The sequence below is a fragment of the Bordetella genomosp. 5 genome (assembly GCF_002261315.1).
Lineage (GTDB): Bacteria > Pseudomonadota > Gammaproteobacteria > Burkholderiales > Burkholderiaceae_B > Bordetella.
On sequence record NZ_NEVP01000011.1, the window covers coordinates 40,675 to 57,659 of the forward strand.

Genomic DNA, 16,985 nt, shown 5'->3' on the forward strand with positions numbered 1-16,985 from the left:
CGTCTATACCCCGCGCGCCATGCGATACAGCCAGAACGATCCGCAGATCTGCAGGCCGGCCGCGACGACCAGCATGCGAAAGCCCAGGGGATCGTTCCACATGTTCATGAACAGGTCGTTGTTGAACATGATGATGAAGAGCGACACCCCCACCGGCAACAACGCCAGCACCCAGGCCGACAGGCGGATCTCGGCCGACAGCGCCGTGAGTTCGTCGCGGGCCGCTTCCAGATCCCGCATGAAGCCCGCCATGCGCTCGAGCACCTGATCGCTGCGCCCGCCGAAGCGCAGCGCCAGCGAGATCACCGCGGACACCAGCGAGAGCTCCTGCAGGCCATACTGGCGCGCCACCTGCGCCAGCGCCACGTCGAGTTCCTTGCCCGAGCGCGCCAGCGCGTCGGCCCGCTGCACCACTTCCAGCAGCGGCTGGTCGACCGAGCGCGTGGCCGACTGAAACGCCGAGCTCACACTGTTGCCGATCACGATCAGGCGCACGGCCGCCTCGAGAAACTCGGGCAGCTGCGCCACCATGCGGCGCTTGCGCTTATCGGCCTTGTGCCACAGGCGGAAGTAGCCCAGCAGCAGCACCAGCGCGAAGCAGGCCAGCGCGGCAGCCGGACCGCCCGCCACGAGCGCGACCAGCGCGAGCAGGAGCGGCGGCGCCAGCAGCACGAAATAAATGCGTTGGCTCGAGGGCTCGCCCGCCAGCAGCAACAGGCGCGACCAGGCATTGCCGCCGCGCCGGATCGGCTGCATCAGCACGGCGCTCGCCGCGGTCGCGGTGGCGCCCTTACCCTGATCCAGACGCGCATCGAGATAGGCCGACGTGGCGCTGCGTCGGGCACCCGCGCTGGCACGCAGCAGCACGATGAGTGCGCCGGCCAGCAACAACAGCGAGAGGGACCCGAGCAGCAACGCGTTCATCAGCGTCTCCGGCTCCAGAAGCCGCCACCGCCCGTTTCGGGCTCGTCGGGCGGCGCCGCCGTGATGCCGCGCACTTCGTCGCGCACGCGCGCGAGCTTGGGCGTATGGGGATTGATGCCCAGGCTCACCCAGTTGTCCTTGTCCTCGCCGTCGGGCGTGGTGTAGGCCTCGTAGCGATAGAGCTCCTGCGTGGCGATCACGTTGTCGCCCATGCCGGTCACCTCGGTCACGGACACCACGCGGCGCTTGCCGTTCGGCAAGCGGCCGATCTGCACGATGAAGTCGAGCGCGCTCGCGATCTGCCGCCGCAGGCTGTCCTCGCTGCCCTGAAAGCCCGCGAAGCCGGCCAGCATCTCGATCCGGTACAGGCACTCGCGCGGCGAGTTGGCGTGGATGGTGGCCATCGAGCCTTCGTGGCCGGTGTTCATGGCCTGCAGCATGTCCATGACCTCGGCGCCACGCACTTCGCCCACCACCACGCGATCGGGGCGCATCCGCAGGCTGTTGCGGATGAGATCGCGGATGCTGACCGCGCCGGAACCATCGAACCCGCCCTGCCGCGACTCCAGCCGCACCACGTGCGGATGATTGAGCGAGAGCTCGGCCGTGTCTTCGACCGTGACCACGCGCTCCGTTTCGGGAATGAAAAACGCCAGCGCGTTCAGCAGCGAGGTCTTGCCCGAGCTGGTGCCACCGGACACCAGAATGTTGCAGCGATGGCGCACCGCCAGGTTGAGCAGGCGGAAGATGTCTTCGTTGAAAGACCCGAGCGCCAGCAGATCGTTGGGCTTGAGCGGATCCTGGCGGAACTTCCGGATCGACACCATCGGGCCATCGACCGCGAGCGGTTCGATCACGACGTTGAGGCGTCCGCCATCGGGCAGCCGCGCATCGACCATCGGGCTGGACTCGTCCAGCCGCCGGCCCAGCGGCGCCAGAATGCGGCGCACGATGCGCAGCACGTGCTGGTTGTCGGTGAAACGCAGCGACTCGCGCGCGAGCACGCCGCGGCGCGATACGAACACGTTGTCGTAGCCGTTGATCAGCACGTCTTCGACGGCCGGATCCGCGAGCAGGTCTTCGAGCGGCCCGAGCCCCGCCAGCTCCTTGGTCAGCGAGGCCGAAATCTGGCCGAGCTCGCCCTCGTTGATGGCCACGCGCCGCATGCGCACGAAGCTCGCGACCTCGATGTCGACAAACTCCTGGATCGCCTGGCGGGTCCAGCGGCCGAACTCGGCGCCCAGCTCCTCGATCCGTGACAGCAGGTGTTCGTACGCCTGGCTCTTCACGTCCTGGAAGCGCTGCGATCCGGTGAACTCGCCTTCCGGTGCGCCGGAGCCGAATTCCATGGATGCCGACATGATCATGATGCCTCCACCTTGGTCAAACCACGTTCACGCGTTTGTGCACACCGGGCAGCCACGTCGCGAGCCAGCCCTGGCGCGCGCTCGGCCCCATGTTGTCCGACATGACGCGATCGATCAGCGCCTGCACCGCGCGCACGTAGACGTCGCGCTCGGCCTGCTCGTGCAGCAGGCGGCCCTGGTTGGTACACACCATCAGCGGCAAGGTGCGATCGGGCAAGGTGCCTGCCAGCGTGATGCCGAAGCGCTCGGCGATCTGGCTGGCGGTCATGCCATAGCGCTCGTCGTAGCGATTGACCACGAGCTTGACGGAGGCGCGCTCGACGTGGTGCTGATCGAGCTCCTGCAGGACATTGGCGAGCGACACCAGCGCGCTCACGCTCTGGTCGGTGACCAGCCAGGTCTCCTGCGACGCGCGCACCAGCTTGGCCACGAACTCCGGATTGGAGAAGCCGCCGGCGTCGGTGATGAGCATGCCGTAATGCTGGCGCAGGCGTTCGAACAGCATGAGCGAGTCGGACGGCGACAGCGCGCGCATCTGCGCCACGTCGCGCGGCAAGGCCAGCGCGCTCACACCAGCGGCCGTGTGAGCCATGGCGGAGCTGAGCAAGGTGCCGTCGAGGCGGCGCAGGTTGCGTACGGCTTCGGCGAAATCGAACTCGCTGCTGATGTTCAGATACAGCAGGCAGTCACCCACCGGCCAGCCCAGGTCCAGCACGCCGACGCGATCCGACAGCGGCAACTGCGTGGCCATCAGGTCGCCACCGCGGGCCGCCTTGGCCGCGCCGTGCTGCCGCGTCGCGGCGGCCTGCGCGAGCATGTGCTGGCCGAGCCCGGCCGCATGCACGGCGAGCGTGCTGGCGCCCACGCCGGGCCGCGCGCCCAGCACCAGCACGCTGCGATGGGTGGCGTCGGTGCCGCCGCCTTCGCCGCGCCGGTTCGAAATCAGGCGCTGCACCACGCCGCGGACCTCTTCGGGCGAAACCGAGGGATCGACGAAGTCGCTCACACCGGCGCGCAGCGCCGCGATGGCGCCATCGGGCTGGGCCAGGTAGCCCACGGCGACGCGCGGCACGGAAGGCGCCACGCGCGCCAGGATGCGCGCCAGATCGGCCGCCATCAGCAGCTTGCCCGGCTCGTTGGCATCGGCCGTGAAATCCAGAAACACCACCTGCGGATTGATATCCGCAATGCGGCGCGCAAGCGTATCGAGCGGCGGCAGCTCTTGCGTCAACAGGCCGAGATCACCGATGGCCTGACCCAACTGCTGCGCCACATTGTTGTTGCTGGTGCAGAAAAGAAAGCAGGTGCTCTTGTCGAGAGCAACCCATTCTCGGGCGTGTGTCTTCATATTCGTCACCGTGAAAAACCCGGCATCTGCTGACCTCCCATGGGGCCGAGCAAGTAATACCCCCAAGCCGTGGACGCGCGATCGCTCACTTCCTGGCGTTCGCCCGGCATCGGCAGGGTCACTCCCCGCGCAATGGGCCGGACCAGCCGCGGGGTGACCACAATCACCAACTCGTTGTCCTCTTGCGAGTACTGCACGTTGCGGAAAAATGCGCCGATGATGGGCAGATCGCCCAGCAGCGGAATCTTGTTCACGTTGGCCTTCGTCTGGCGCGACACCAGGCCGCTGATCAGATAGCTCTCGCCGTCGCCCAGCTCCACCGTGGTGTCCGCCTTGCGGGTGCGCAGGGCCGGAATCGTGGTGAGCGAGCCGTCGGTGTTCGACATCATGATGCCGTTCGTGTAATCCAGTTCGCTGGCCTCGGGCGCGACCTTGAGCGCGATACGCTCGCGCGAGATGACCGTGGGCGATACCGTGAGCCCGATGCCGAAGGGCTTGAATTCGATGGTCTGCGTGCCCAGGCCGCCGGCCACCGGAATCGGAATCTCGCCGCCCGCCAGAAAGCTCGCGCTCTGACCGGACAGGGCCAGCAGCGTCGGCTCGGCCAGGATGCGCGCCATGCCGTTGCTCTGCAGCAGGCGCAGCGTGGCGTTGAAGTCGCTGCTGTTGTAGCTGATGCCGCCCAGGAATCCGCTGAGTTGCGGCAGCAACGACACGCCGCCCGATACCCGGCCGCCACCCGCATTGAACGCGACGCCGATGTCCTTCATGACCGACTTCGACACTTCCACGACTTTCACTTCGACCTGCACCACCCCGCTCGTGGCGATCTGCGACACGTCGACGAGGGTCTCGGGATCACCGGCCGCCTGCACCGCCGCGCGATGCGCATCGGCGGAAGGCGCCGTACCGGTGATCACGCCGCGGCCGTCGGCCGTATCCACGCTCACGCCGGGCTGCACGCCACGCCGCACGAGCGCGGCCTGTGCGTCGGAAATCACCCGCACCAGCCATACCTGCGGGTCCCGTGCCCCGCGGGTCCAGACGCGCAGCTCGGTGGTGCCGGCCTTGCGGCCGTAGACCAGCACTTCGCCAGCACCTGCCGTGCCCGTCAGTACTTTGACATCGGCCACGCCGGGATCGCCCACCGCGATGCGCGTGGGCGCGCCGGCCAGGCCCAGGGGCTGCTGGCCGTTCACGCTCACCATCAGCTCGCTGATGCGGGGCGCGGCCGGCTGTTGCGCCCCCGCAGGCGGCGCGGCGGGCGATGGTCCGCGCGGCGGTGTCTGCCCCCAGGCGTGACCCGACATGGCCACCATTCCCGCCGACAGCCAGATGCCTACCCCGATCTTCCTGCTCATCCCCGATACCTTCATGCGTTCCGAATCCTGTTTCTGCCCACGCGCACCGAGAAGCGGCGCGCGCATGATTCCGTGATCACGCTCAATAAGTGACTGTGGAGATGTCTCCGCCTCGAATGATTTCCACGCTGCGGCCGCCCCCGGCCGGACGCGGCGAACGCGGCGCGGCCTGCTGCGGCGGCGGCTCGGGCGCCGGTCCCGCCAGTTGCGGCAGCGCATCGCCCGCGAAGGCCGCATTGATGCCGTCGCGTGCGCTGGCCTGCTGCACCGGCGTCAAGCCCGCGCGCGCGTTCAGCACGGGCGCGCGGCGCGGGAACAGCGAAGGATCCGGCATGTCGGTGTCGCCCGGCGAGCGCAGCACCAATTGCAGCTTGCCGGCGCGCGAGGCGAGCAACAGCTCGTTGACCTGCTCGACCGGCACCGCAAGGATGGCGTTGCGCGCGACGGCCGCGTTCGGCGTGTTGGTATCGACCGCGGCGCCCGGTCCCGACACGGCATCCGCGCCGTAGGCCAGCACCCGCACGCGCGACTGCAGCAGACGGGTCTGCGTGCCGGGCACCTCGGCGCTGCGCTCCATCAGCAGAAACACGTCGATCAGGTCGCCCGGCTGGATCCGATTCTGCGCGCCGGACAGTTCGTCGACCGCGATCGTGACCGCACGCTCGCCCGGCTCCAGATAGGTGGCCAGGCCGCGCATCACATCGGCGCTCATCACCGGCTCGCCGGCCATCAGGGCCTTGCGCAGCACCTTGCCCTCGATCTGCTTGGGATCCGTCTCCACGCCGCCCGGCTGCACCGGCCATTGGGCGACTTTCAGCTTGTCGGCCGCGATCGGCACGCCCGGCTCGATACGGCCGGCCGCCACCAGGACCGGGAAGGTCTGCACCTCGGGCTCGGCCGGTGCGGTGTTCTGCACCTGCACGGGCCAGACCGGCGCGGGCGGCGGCGGCACCGGGCGCGTGGCGAGTTGAATGGCAAAGAAGCCCAACACCAGGGCAACCAGGATGAACAGACCCGCGACGATTTTGGCGGTGAGACTCATGGTGAGGATCCGGAAGGTATCTGCACGCTGGCCAGTGCGCTCAGCGACGTAGGCAGCCAGCTGTTGCCGCCGGGCAGTGCCCCGGCCAGCGTGCGCATCATGCCGAGCAGCGGCCAGTCGGCCGCGTTGTATGACAGCGAGACGCGTGCGCAACGCTGCACCACCCCGTTGACATCGGCCCAGGGGCAGTTCGCGACGGTCACCGCGCAGCTCACCGCGAGCCAGCTGGCTTCCTGGCGCGCCGCCGTGCAGGCGACGTTCGAATTCATGGAGCCGGCAAGCCCGGTCTGCAGCGCCACCTGCGCGCCCTCGCCCACCGCCTTGGTGAGCTTCTGTTGCGCCCAAAAGAGCGAACCGAGCCCGATGATGCCGCACAGGATGAAGAGCAGCAGCGTGATGACGAGCGCGAACTCGATGGCCGCGACGCCGCGTTGGCGGCGCATCGGTAGCAGGCGGGGAGACCGGGGCGGCATGTTCAGCTCCCGGCCTGCGACAGCGCGCCGCCCAGGCGCACCGAGGCGCGCGCGCTCAATTCGTTGGGCATGACGAGTGCCATGCCGGGCAAGGTAGGCAGGAGCGGCGCGTTGCCGTAGGGGTAGCGCACCACGACTTCGATCTGGTCCGGCGCCAGCGCGATGCCGCTGCAATTACCCGTGCCGCTCAAGCGGCCGGAAACACCACATACGGCCACGCGCGTGGCCGTGCCACCCATCGACGAGACCCAGGCCGCCTGCACGGCGGCTGCCGCCTGCGCGCTCTCGGCGCGCGGCGCCCAGGCGCCGATGGCCTGCCAGCGCTGCGCGGCGCGAGCGCCCTCATCGGCGGCAAAATTGATGGATTGCTGGGCGGCGAAGATGAGGCCCCAGGTCAGAAGACCGTAAGCAACCAGGAAGAACACCATGAACACAAGGGCGAACTCGACGGCATAAGCGCCCCGCTCCAGGCGACCACACCGGCCGCCGCGCCCATGGGCAGGATGCGCAGGCCCTTCATGCCGCCCGCGATGCCCGTGCTGTAGTACCAGAGCGCGCCCAGACCGCACAGCGCGGTGCCGAAGAGCACGACCGCCGCCCATGGCCAAAAACCGACCCACAAGCCGAGCGCAGCCAGATACTTCACGTCGCCCGCGCCCATCCAGCGCATATGCCAGGCGTAGACGAAGGCGAAACTCGCGCCGAACGCAAGCAACGCGTCGCCCCAGCTCTGCGCGCCATAGTCCGGCCAGGGCTGCCCGCTGAATGTCGCGAACAGCAGCCATCCGACCTGCACCAAAGCCGCGCCCGCGGTGAGCCAGTTGGGCACGCGGCGCCAGCGCATGTCGTGATACACGACCAGGGTGTTGAAGGCCAGGAACGACAGCCACCACATGTTCTCCTTCAACAATCGGGGCACTCCAGCTTATTGGGTGGGTCGCGAAAGGCGCGCGCAAAGCAGCGCGCGCTCGCGCCCGTAATACGTGCTCTCGAAAATTGCGCGAATGAGCCGGGCGCTTGCCCGGGCCCATCGCGACTTACCGTACGCGCATTAGGTACCGGCGCCGTCCAGCGCCGTTCCAATCCGGCCGAACAGGGCGACGATGTCTTCTCTCAACGCGATCAACGCAGCGATGATGGCGACGGCAACCAGCCCCGCGATCAAGCCGTACTCGATCGCGGTGGCGCCCTCTTCGTCTTTCCAGAACGATTTGACGTGTTCAAGCATGTGGCACCTCCTAAAAACAAGAGAAACAACGACAGTCAAAAAACACCTGCAGCCAAGACTGCGGCGCTACGTGGCCCGCGCCGGCGTCTGCCGGGTCGGGCGTCCTGCGGTGTTGCTATACAGCTTGTTTTTATGCGTATACGTTCGCCGTGGTGCTGCTCAACGCACCGGCGCTCCCGGGGCCCGGCCGTCGTTGAGCAACGCGTCCATGCGTTGCGACAGCCGCGCCTGGTAGCGCTTGTAGCTGCGATGCAATTGCCAGCGCATCGCGATGAGAACCAGAATGGCGCCGCCGAATGCCACGTAGGGCAACGAGACACCGCCGACGTGCAAGCCATCACCCGTGCCGCCGGTCGTACAAACCACCGTGGCCGCGGCCACGCCGGTGTAATGCATGCCGCAAACCGCTACGGCCATCAGCACGGCGGCGACCATGCGCTGCCACTCGCGCTGCACGTTGAAAGCCAGCCATACCGCCGCCGTCGCCGCGCCGACCGCGATCAGCACCGAGGCGATCACGAGCGGCGTGTCCCAGCGGAAAAACGCCGGCATGCGCATCGCGCTCACGCCGATGTAATGCATCGCCGCCACCGCCAGCCCGGCCAGCAGGCCCGCCACCGCGCAGCGGAACAGCGAGAAGGGTCGCCCTCCTACATACCAGAACGCCGCGCCCGAAAACACGATGGCGACCAGCGCGCTGATCAGGGTGGGCACCAGCGCATACTCCACATCGAACGGCAGGTTCTGTGCCTGCATACCGATGAAGTGCATGCCCCAGATACCGATCCCGCCCATCGCCAGCGCGCCGATCACCGCGTATCCGCGCCAGGATTCCCCGTCGCGCACGCTGTCGCGAATATGCGCGGCAGCGCTCAGGGCCACGTAGGAGCCCAGCAGCGCGATCACAAACGACAAGAGGAACAGGCCGCTGTGAAACGATAGGGGAACGATATCTCCGGGATTCATGGGTGCTCCGGATTAAACGAAGGACGCAATCGAACCACGCACTTTCATTTATGTTTACTCCGTTTGGCCGCGATCGAAAAGCTTCGACGCAAAAGAACTGCCCACCGTGTTTTTAAATGTTTTTCTAGTCTTATCTATTAACATTCGTTTGGCATTGGGGTTTACCCGGCCATTCGTAATATTGCGACAGCAAACCCGCAAGTTATATTCCCGTCTTATGTAATAAACGGAATTTATTCGCAATTATGCGATTAAGGGCATACGTTTCCAGCAACTTGCGTGTCACGAGCCATTATGTAAACCGGCCCCGTTTCCGGGATGTTGCGCATTGTGGCGGCTCCTTTTTGCTGGCAAGATGCAAAAAAATTCTAATGCGATACGTCCTGAAATACTTCGATCGTTTTTCGGTCGAATGTCGCCGCTCCCCCAGGGGACTCCGTTTACTTTCTGTTTCCGATTGCGCCGATGAAGCCTTATCAGCCTGCACATAGAAGGGTCTTGAGATACTCGGTAGTCGCGGCGCTGACCGGTTGCGCGATTAATAGCTGGGCCGACGCGCCACTGCGTGGCAATCCGGTGGACTCATTACCGCAGGTGGAACGCCCGGCGCAGGCCCCGCCTCCCACCGTCGCGCCTCCACCCACGCCCGAGCAGCAGGCAATACAGGCGCGTCTGGCGCAACGCATCGTGCCGCGCAACTTCGACGTGGCCGGCGTGCATACCATCGAGTTCAGCGAGATATCGGCCTTTCTGACGCCGCTGGTCGGGAAAGAGATAACGGTGGGCGAGCTGGTACAGCAGACCGAGAAAATCACCGAGCTCTACCGCGAACGCGGTTATCCCTTGTCGTTCGCACTGGTGCAGAACCAGAACTTCGCCAACGGCCTGGTGGTCGTCACGGTGGTCGAGGGCTACATCCAGAACGTGCGGATCGAGGGAGATACCGGCAATGCGCAGTCCCGGCTCGAGTATCTGGCCGAGCCTCTGCTCGAAGAGAAGCCCCTGACCCGCGCCACGCTCGAACGCGTGCTCAATCTCATGCGCATCGTGCCCGGGGTGACGATCAATCCCGCGATGGATCTGCCGCGGCGCGCGGACGGCGCGACGGAGCTCGTCATCAATGCCAGCCTCAAGCGGGTGAACGTGAACGGCAACGTGGCCGACCTGGGCACCGGCATGCAGCCCCTCGTGAACGTGGGGACCAACAGCCTCACGCCGCTGGGCGAGCAGGTGAAGCTTACCGGCGCACTGCCGATCGGGCACAACGCCGTCACCTATTTCGCCGGCGAAGTCCGCGTGCCGATCGCCAACGACGGGCTTGCGCTGAAGATCGATGGCTACCATTACCAGGCCGAGCCGCAGGACGACGCGATCGAGATGCTGGGCTTCAACCGCAAGGTGACCAACGATCGGATCGGCGTCGCCCTGGCCTACCCCATCATTCTGAACAACCGCCGTTCCCTGACCGCGACGCTCGGGGCCTACGCGGCGAACTCCAAGGATCGCTACGACCAGAAGAACAGCGACAACTGGCTGCAGCAGGACACGCGCGTGCGCGCCGGCATGGCCGAATTGCGCTACATCGACGTGTTGCCCGAACGCACGACCGACGTGACGCTCGGCGTGTCGCACGGCTTCTCGGGGCTGGGCGCGAAGAAGTCCATCGAAACCAACTACGGTTACTCGGCGGACCCGGAGATCGATCTGCGCTTCACGCGCTATAACCTCAACGCCCGTCAGTCGTTCGAGTTGCCCGCCAAGTTCGGCCTGGTATTGAGCGCGTCGGGCCAATACAGCAGCAGTATCCTGCCCAGCTCCGAACAGGTGTCGTTCGGCAGCTGGCGCTATGGCATGGGTTATCCGCAGGGCGAGATCAGCGGCGACAAGGGCGTGGGCCTGTCGGCCGAGATCAACCGCCGGTTCGGCCTGGGCTGGCAGTATCTGAGCGCGGTCCAGCCCTATTTTCTGGTGGACTACGCGCGCAGCTGGTATAACCGCGCCGATTTGAAGCCGCTCGACAACAAGCACCTCTCTTCGCTCGCGCTCGGGCTGCGCTTCACCGACGATCGCTATTACCTGTTCGATTTCAATGTGGCCAAGCCCGTGGGCTCCGCGACGCTGAACGACAACGATCGTGACCTGCGCTTCAATGCGAATTATTCGCTGTTCTACGACGCGTTCTGAGCGTTACAAACGTCCGGCGTTACGTTACGCCGGACGTAACACCCCCCGTAACACGTAACGACATTCGCGGAAAAACAACATTCGCGGCAGCGGGGAATTCGTCCGTTCGCGATGTGTTTTCTTCTCTCATTACATTCCAAAAATCACGCAAGCCCTTGATTTAAAAGACATTTGAAAAACCCAAAAAAAGCGGATCGTCAATCTTTCGGCGGTATTCGAAAAAACTGGCATGAATTTCGCATAGGGATAGGTATCGGGCGGTTTAAAGGCCTGACTTACCAAACCCTAGGAGTGCATCATGCAAGCAAAAAATGTTCGCAACCGCCCGACCCGCTTCGCGGTAACGCTGATGTCCGTTGCGCTGATGGCAGCGCTCACCGCTTGCGGCGGTGGTGGCGGTAGCAAGCGCACGGCAGGCGTCGGTGGTGATAACGGCAGTATTCCCGGCGGCGGTGGCGGTGGCGGCCAGATGCCCGGCGGCGGCGGCGGCGGCGGCAATAACCCCGGCGGTGGCGATAATCCTGGCGGTGGCGGTGGTGGTGGCGGTGGTGGCGGTGGCGGCGGCGGCGGCGGTGATCCCACCACGCCCACCAATCCTCCCGTGACGACCGGTCTGCTGGAAACCACGCTCGGTAATACCGGCGGCGCCGTGGACAGCTTGCTTCCGCTCGGTACCGGTACGGCATTGGGCGGCGTGGGCAAGGCTCTCGACCCCACCCTCGCTCCGGTGGTCGATACGGTTGAAAACCTGACGCAAACGGTCGGCGCCCAGACGGGCCTCGGCACGCCGGTCGCCGGCACGCTGACCCAGGTGGGCGGCGCGGTCAGCAACCTGGGTGGCACCGTGTCTGGCGCCGGCCTGCCTGGCGGCCTCGGCACCGGCGTCGGCGGTCTGATCGACGGCCTGGGCAACACGGTTGCGGCCGCGGGTGGCCTGCTTGTCGCCGATCCGAAGAACCCCGATCCGCTCAAGAACGTCGCCAATGAAGCCACCAAGGCCGTGGCCGCACTGACCGGCGCCCTTGGTGGCCAGGGCGGTCTGCTGCAGCCCGTGAACAGCCTCGTGGACAGCCTGGCCGGCGGCGTGCTCGCCCAGCCGGGTCAGCCGATCCTGCAACCCGCCCTCGGCAACACCGGCCAGGCCGCCGACAACGTGCTCGGCCTCGGTCTGCAAGGCCCGCTGGCCGGCGTCGGCCAGGCGCTGGATCCGGCGGTCGCACCGGTCGCCGGCGCGGTGACGAATCTGACGACGCGCGTCGGTGACCAGACCGGTCTGGGTGCGCCCGTGGCCGGCCTGCTGAGCAGTGTGGGCGGAACGCTGGCAGGCGCCGGCTCCAACGTGCCGGGCGGACTGCCGGTCGGCGGACTGGACGGCGTGCTGGGTGGTCTGGGCAGTGCCGTAGGCGCCGCCGGCGGGCTGCTGCACGCGGATGCGGCCAATCCGAATCCGCTGGGAAAGGTGCTGAAGGACGCGACCGGCGCGGTGGCGTCCCTGACCGGCGGGCTCGGACTCGGCGGCAACGGCGGCCTGCTCAGCCCGATCACCGGCAATCTGGGGGTGGGCGGTCTGACGGGCGGCGCGGCCAACGGCGGCTTGCTGGCCCCTGTGACCGGCCTGCTGGGTGGTGCGACGGGCAATACCGGCGGCAGCGCGAATGCCGGCTTGCTGACCGGCCTGCTGGGCGGCACGAGCGGCGGTTCGGCACCGGCGAACGGCGGCCTGGTCGGCGGTCTGCTGGGCGGCGTGACCGGCGCGGTCTCGGGTGGCGCAACGGGTGGTACGACCGGGGGTGCTCCGGCCGGCAATAACGGCGGTCTGCTCGGCGGCCTGCTCGGTGGCGTGACCGGTGCCGTTTCGGGCGGTGCCACGGGTGGTGCCGGCGGTGCGGCCGCAGGCAACAACGGCGGCTTGCTGGGCGGTCTGCTCGGCGGCGTGACCGGCGCGGTCGCAGGAACCAAGGCGCCCGCCGCCACGGCTCCCGCACCGGCAGGCAACACCGCGACGGCGCCGTCCGGCGCCAGCAACGGCGGCCTTCTCGGCGGCCTGCTGGGTGGCGTGACGACGACGGCTTCCGGCTCGTCCGGCACCAGCGGCACGCCCAACGGTGGCCTCCTGGGCGGTCTGCTCGGTGGCGTCACCGGCGCCCTGAAGTAATCCACCCGCCCACGACCCCGCGCCCCCTGGAGCCGCGCCATGTACGAGTCCGAACGAATTGTGTCGCATGATCATCGACACGGTGACACCAGCGATCACTACGGCCAGTCGGCCAACCCCGACAGCGCCGCCGAGATTGCCCTGATCCTGAGCCGCCAGTTGTCGGTGTACATGGCCGCGAGCCAGGCGGCCCTGGCCGAGAAGCTGGGCATCTCGCTCACCGAGCTCAAGGCCCTGGACCTGGTCCAGGAGTTCGACGCCCTGCCGACCGGCCAGCTCGGCCAGTTGCTGGGCATCAGCTGGGGCGGCGCCACCGCCCTGATCAATCGGCTGGAGGCGGCGGGTTATGTGCAACGCGGCCGCCATCCGCTGGATCGCCGGGTGATCGTGATCCGGCCGGTGGCCGAGCGCCTGCGGGAGCTGGACCGGGCCCGCCGGGCGGCGACGGAAGAAGTGCAGTTTCTGAGCCGCCAGTACGACGCCCAGCAGTTGCACATCGTGCAGGCGTTCCTGGCGCAGTATGCCCGCACGCTGCGCCACGACACGCTGATGTGGTTGCAAAGCCGCCACGGCGGCATGCAGGACGAATCGCTTTAACGCTGTCCTGGGGTTCCGGCCGGACGGTTCCTGTCTCTCCCGCCCGGCCCCACGTTCACCCACCCTGTCCCAGTGCGCCAAGAAGCCTGGGACAGGTTTTTTTTGCGTACGCCGCGCGAGGGCCGGCTCGCGATCCGCTGCCGGACGCCGGCCGCCGGCCGCCGGGCGATCATCCGATGCCGCAGGTCGACCGCCCAGCGATCGCCCGCCGCCGGACGCCGTCAGGCCGGGGTGCCGAACTGCAGGCGCGGGACGGCGTCGAGCAGGCGGCGCGTCAGCTCGTGACGCGGCGCATGCAGCACGGTGTCGGCAGGGCCGATCTCGGCGATCTGCCCGCCCGCCATGACGGCGATACGATCCGCCAGATACTCCACCACGCCGAAGTTGTGCGTGATGAACAGGTAGGCGATGCCGAGCTCCTGCTGCAGCTCGCGCAGCAGATCGAGGATCTGCGCCTGCACCGACACATCGAGCGCCGAGGTCGGCTCGTCGCAGATCAACACGCGGGGCTCGACCGCCAGGGCGCGCGCGATCGCGATGCGCTGGCGCTGGCCACCGGAAAACTCGTGCGGATAGCGTGTGTAGGTGTCTTCGGGCAGCCCCACGCGCGTCAGCAGATGGCGGGCACGCGCACGCCGGTCGGCCTCGGCCATCTCGGGGCGCAGCGAGGCGATGCCTTCGTCGAGAATCTCGCCCACGCGCATGCGGGGATCGAGCGAGGCATAGGGGTCCTGGAACACGATCTGGATGTCGCGGCGCAGCGCCTGCAAGGTGCGGCGGTCGGCGTTCAGCAGATCGCGCCCGCCCAGCATGGCGCGGCCTTCGATATGCGCACCGTCGATCAAGCGGAGCAGGGCTTTGCCGGTGGTGGTCTTGCCGCAGCCCGATTCGCCGAGCAGCGCCAGCGTTTCGCCGGCGCGCAGCGTGAAACTCACGCCATCGACCGCCTTGATCCAGGCGTGCGTGCGACGCAGCAGCCCCTTGCGCACCGGATAGTGCACCTTGAGGTCCTGGACGTCGAGCACCACGCCGGGGTCCGCGGGACGCGGACTGGCGCTGCGCGGCGCGATGCCGGGCGGCGGTGGCGACAAGGGCCGGCCGCGCTTTTCGAAGGTCGGGATCGCATCGAACAGCTGGCGCGCGTAGGGATGGCGCGGCGCCTCGAAGAACTCGGCCGCGCTTGCGCTCTCGACGATCTCGCCGTGCCGCATCAGCGCCACGTGCTGGGCGACGTTGCGCACCACGGCCAGGTCGTGCGTGATCAGCAGCACCGCCATGCCCATCTCACGCTGGATGTCGGCCAGCAACTGCAGAATCTGCGCCTGCACGGTCACGTCGAGCGCGGTGGTGGGCTCGTCGGCGATCAACAGGCGCGGCTCGGCTGCCAGCGCGATGGCGATCATCACCCGCTGCTTCTGGCCACCCGAAAACTGAAAGGGATAGTCGTCGACCCGGCGCTCCGGCTCGGGGATGCCGACGCGGCGCAGCCAGTGGATCGCCCGCTCGCGCGCGGCCGCGCCGCGCAGACCGGTGTGCGCCGTGAGCGTCTCGACGATCTGATTGCCCACGCGCATCACCGGGTTGAGGCTGGTGGCCGGCTCCTGGAAGATGATGCCGATCTGGCCGCCCCGCACGCGCCGCATGCCCGCTTCGGACAGGCCGTTGAGGTCGGTACCGCCGAGCTCGACCTGGCCCGCCACCACGCGGCCCGCATCGGGCAGCAGACGCAGCAGCGCCAGCGCCGTCATGCTCTTGCCGCTGCCGGACTCGCCCACCAGCGCGAAGGTCTCGCCCTGGGCGATCGCCAGCGCCAGGCGCTTGACCACGTGCGACAGGCGCGTCTCGCCCGCGATCACCACGTCGAGGTCACGCACCTCGATCACGTTCTCGGGATGGCTCATGGCAGGGTCCTCTGGAGCGCGGCGCGGGCCGGCTTGTAGCGCCGGCTGCGCGGGTCGAAGGCATCGCGCACGGCATCGGCGAACAGATTAGCCGACAGCACCAGCGCCAGCATGAACAGGAAGGCGGTCATCAGGTTCCACCAGATCATGGGTTCGCGCGACATCTCGAGCCGCGCGCTGTCGATCATCGACCCGAACGAGTTCATGCCCGGATCGACGCCGATACCGAGATACGACAGCACGGCTTCGTAGAGCACCAGCCCGGAGAACTCCAGCACCACGGTGATGAGCACGATGTGCATGACGTTGGGCAGCAGGTGGCGCAGGATGATGCGCCAGTGCGAGACGCCGAAGGCGCGCGCCGCCTGCACGTATTCGAGCTCGCGCAGCTTGAGCGCTTCGGCGCGCAGCAGCCGGCACAGCGCGGACCAACCCGTGAGGCCGAGGATCATGCACAGCAGGAACAGCCTCAGATCGGCGCGGGCCGCCGAGGTATCGAAAAGCTCGGAGTGGTTGTCGATGTAGACCTGCATCATGAGCGCGCAGGCCGCCACCAGCAGCACGCCCGGAATCGAGGTGAGCGTGGTGTAGATGTACTGGATGACGTCGTCGACGCGCCCCTTGAAGTAGCCCGCCGCGAGCCCGAACAGAATCGCGGGCGGCAGCATCGCGATCGTGGTGAGGCTGCCGATCACCAGCGCCGTGCGCACGCTCTTGAGGGACTGCCACAGCACGTCGTTGCCGATGCGGTCGGTGCCGAACACGTGATAGACGCTGCCCAGGGCCGCCACCACGCCGATCACCAGGCACAGCGCGGTGAACGTGATGCCCATGGCCCGCCACGGCGCATCGGTGTGCCCGCGCAGCACCGCGCCCGGCGTGACGCCGCGGCGGCGCAACAGCGCGAGCGCCAACAGCCAGCCCGCGAGCGCGACGGCGGCGCCGGCCGCGAGACCGGTGCCGGCGCGCTGGCGCACATCGGGCCAGCGTTCGGTGGCGGGGTCTTTCAGGTGCACGCCGCCTGCCCGCAGACGCGGAAAATCCCGCACCGGCTGGCCATCGACGATCATGCTTTCCTTGAGGAACTGGTGCGTGGCGAGCGGCATCGAGTAGTTGCGCTCGGGCTTCATCAGCGGCGTATTTTCGAGCAGGCCGTCCAGCACGGATTTGACGGCGGGCGCGTAGGCCTTGGGCGCATCGGGCGCCGCGTTGGGCGCGGGCGGCAGGAGCGGCCGGTAGTGCATCGAATCGAGCAGGCCCACCGTAACGAAGCAGACCAGGATCAGCGCGGAGCTCATGGCCGGCGCGTCGTGCCACACCCGGCGCCAGGTGGCCCGCATCGCGGGGCTGCGGCGCACGCGCCAGACATAGCCGAGCACCGCCAGCACCATCAGGAACAGGGCAACGTCGGTCCACAGAAAAACAAGTTGTGGCATGGC

At 67.4% G+C, this 16,985-nt stretch carries 15 protein-coding genes; 3 read left to right on the forward strand and 12 right to left on the reverse strand.

All coding sequences use genetic code 11. The annotated features are described in order from the left end of the window. Positions 1-3 precede the first annotated feature (3 nt). The 10 genes from CAL25_RS17295 to CAL25_RS17340 form a co-directional block, all read right to left on the reverse strand. Entirely contained in the window at positions 4-924 is a 921-nt protein-coding gene (locus CAL25_RS17295; protein ID WP_094802282.1) for a type II secretion system F family protein, read from the reverse strand. Continuing rightward, on the reverse strand, positions 924-2,291 hold the full coding sequence (locus CAL25_RS17300) for a CpaF family protein (RefSeq protein ID WP_094802283.1): 1,368 nt from the start codon (positions 2,289-2,291) through the stop codon (positions 924-926). Before CAL25_RS17300 ends, CAL25_RS17295 begins: the two co-directional genes overlap by 1 nt. Positions 2,292-2,307: 16 nt before the next feature. Further along, positions 2,308-3,648 carry a pilus assembly protein CpaE gene (locus tag CAL25_RS17305; protein ID WP_094802284.1) on the reverse strand — a complete coding sequence of 447 codons (1,341 nt, stop codon included), beginning with the start codon at positions 3,646-3,648 and terminating at the stop codon, positions 2,308-2,310. Beyond that, positions 3,645-4,958, reverse strand: coding sequence for a type II and III secretion system protein family protein (locus CAL25_RS17310; protein WP_170948545.1), 1,314 nt, complete (start codon positions 4,956-4,958; stop codon positions 3,645-3,647). Before CAL25_RS17310 ends, CAL25_RS17305 begins: the two co-directional genes overlap by 4 nt. A 124-nt stretch (positions 4,959-5,082) precedes the next feature. Continuing rightward, positions 5,083-6,042, reverse strand: a complete 960-nt coding sequence (cpaB, locus tag CAL25_RS17315; protein WP_094802285.1) for a Flp pilus assembly protein CpaB — start codon at positions 6,040-6,042, stop codon at positions 5,083-5,085. Beyond that, positions 6,039-6,515, reverse strand: a complete 477-nt coding sequence (locus CAL25_RS17320; protein ID WP_094802286.1) for a TadE/TadG family type IV pilus assembly protein — start codon at positions 6,513-6,515, stop codon at positions 6,039-6,041. Before CAL25_RS17320 ends, cpaB begins: the two co-directional genes overlap by 4 nt. A gap of 2 nt (positions 6,516-6,517) precedes the next feature. After that, positions 6,518-6,943, reverse strand: a complete 426-nt coding sequence (locus CAL25_RS17325; RefSeq protein ID WP_249279127.1) for a TadE/TadG family type IV pilus assembly protein — start codon at positions 6,941-6,943, stop codon at positions 6,518-6,520. Continuing rightward, complete coding sequence (locus CAL25_RS24440) at positions 6,910-7,434, reverse strand: A24 family peptidase (RefSeq protein ID WP_249279128.1); 525 nt, start codon at positions 7,432-7,434, stop codon at positions 6,910-6,912. The genes CAL25_RS17325 and CAL25_RS24440 overlap by 34 nt, the downstream gene beginning before the upstream one ends. 132 nt (positions 7,435-7,566) lie before the next feature. Next, on the reverse strand, positions 7,567-7,743 hold the full coding sequence (locus CAL25_RS17335) for a Flp family type IVb pilin (protein WP_094802289.1): 177 nt from the start codon (positions 7,741-7,743) through the stop codon (positions 7,567-7,569). Between the two features lie 159 nt (positions 7,744-7,902). Next, the gene (locus CAL25_RS17340; protein WP_094802290.1) at positions 7,903-8,709 is read right to left on the reverse strand and encodes an MHYT domain-containing protein; all 807 of its coding nucleotides are present in this window, start codon (positions 8,707-8,709) and stop codon (positions 7,903-7,905) included. A 465-nt stretch (positions 8,710-9,174) separates the two neighbouring features. Here CAL25_RS17340 and CAL25_RS17345 point away from each other — a divergent pair, with 465 nt between their 5' ends. The 3 genes from CAL25_RS17345 to CAL25_RS17355 all read left to right on the forward strand — a co-directional run bounded on the left by CAL25_RS17345 (position 9,175) and on the right by CAL25_RS17355 (position 13,645). Next, a complete protein-coding gene (locus CAL25_RS17345) occupies positions 9,175-10,893 on the forward strand; it encodes a ShlB/FhaC/HecB family hemolysin secretion/activation protein (protein WP_094802291.1) in 1,719 nt (572 codons plus the stop codon). A 298-nt stretch (positions 10,894-11,191) separates the two neighbouring features. Then, on the forward strand, positions 11,192-13,048 hold the full coding sequence (locus tag CAL25_RS17350) for a collagen-like triple helix repeat-containing protein (RefSeq protein ID WP_094802292.1): 1,857 nt from the start codon (positions 11,192-11,194) through the stop codon (positions 13,046-13,048). A 39-nt stretch (positions 13,049-13,087) separates the two neighbouring features. After that, positions 13,088-13,645: a MarR family winged helix-turn-helix transcriptional regulator gene (locus CAL25_RS17355; RefSeq protein ID WP_094802293.1), complete on the forward strand. Its 558-nt coding sequence runs from the start codon at positions 13,088-13,090 to the stop codon at positions 13,643-13,645. A 221-nt stretch (positions 13,646-13,866) separates the two neighbouring features. Here CAL25_RS17355 and CAL25_RS17360 read toward each other — a convergent pair whose 3' ends face one another. After that, positions 13,867-15,546 (reverse strand): ABC transporter ATP-binding protein, encoded by a 1,680-nt coding sequence (locus CAL25_RS17360; protein ID WP_094802294.1) that lies wholly within the window; start codon positions 15,544-15,546, stop codon positions 13,867-13,869. After that, entirely contained in the window at positions 15,543-16,982 is a 1,440-nt protein-coding gene (locus CAL25_RS17365) for an ABC transporter permease (RefSeq protein ID WP_094802295.1), read from the reverse strand. Before CAL25_RS17365 ends, CAL25_RS17360 begins: the two co-directional genes overlap by 4 nt. Positions 16,983-16,985 lie beyond the last annotated feature (3 nt).

Bases quoted from the DNA above. Each gene is read 5' to 3' on its own strand.
- CAL25_RS17295 (WP_094802282.1), bottom strand. From the start codon at position 924: ATGAACGCGTTGCTGCTCGGGTCCCTCTCGCTGTTGTTGCTGGCCGGC.
- CAL25_RS17300 (WP_094802283.1), bottom strand. From the start codon at position 2,291: ATGATCATGTCGGCATCCATGGAATTCGGCTCCGGCGCACCGGAAGGC.
- CAL25_RS17310 (WP_170948545.1), bottom strand. From the start codon at position 4,958: ATGGTGGCCATGTCGGGTCACGCCTGGGGGCAGACACCGCCGCGCGGA.
- cpaB (WP_094802285.1), bottom strand. From the start codon at position 6,042: ATGAGTCTCACCGCCAAAATCGTCGCGGGTCTGTTCATCCTGGTTGCC.
- CAL25_RS17320 (WP_094802286.1), bottom strand. From the start codon at position 6,515: ATGCCGCCCCGGTCTCCCCGCCTGCTACCGATGCGCCGCCAACGCGGC.
- CAL25_RS17325 (WP_249279127.1), bottom strand. From the start codon at position 6,943: ATGGTGTTCTTCCTGGTTGCTTACGGTCTTCTGACCTGGGGCCTCATC.
- CAL25_RS17335 (WP_094802289.1), bottom strand. From the start codon at position 7,743: ATGCTTGAACACGTCAAATCGTTCTGGAAAGACGAAGAGGGCGCCACC.
- CAL25_RS17340 (WP_094802290.1), bottom strand. From the start codon at position 8,709: ATGAATCCCGGAGATATCGTTCCCCTATCGTTTCACAGCGGCCTGTTC.
- CAL25_RS17345 (WP_094802291.1), top strand. From the start codon at position 9,175: ATGAAGCCTTATCAGCCTGCACATAGAAGGGTCTTGAGATACTCGGTA.
- CAL25_RS17350 (WP_094802292.1), top strand. From the start codon at position 11,192: ATGCAAGCAAAAAATGTTCGCAACCGCCCGACCCGCTTCGCGGTAACG.
- CAL25_RS17355 (WP_094802293.1), top strand. From the start codon at position 13,088: ATGTACGAGTCCGAACGAATTGTGTCGCATGATCATCGACACGGTGAC.
- CAL25_RS17360 (WP_094802294.1), bottom strand. From the start codon at position 15,546: ATGAGCCATCCCGAGAACGTGATCGAGGTGCGTGACCTCGACGTGGTG.
- CAL25_RS17365 (WP_094802295.1), bottom strand. From the start codon at position 16,982: ATGCCACAACTTGTTTTTCTGTGGACCGACGTTGCCCTGTTCCTGATG.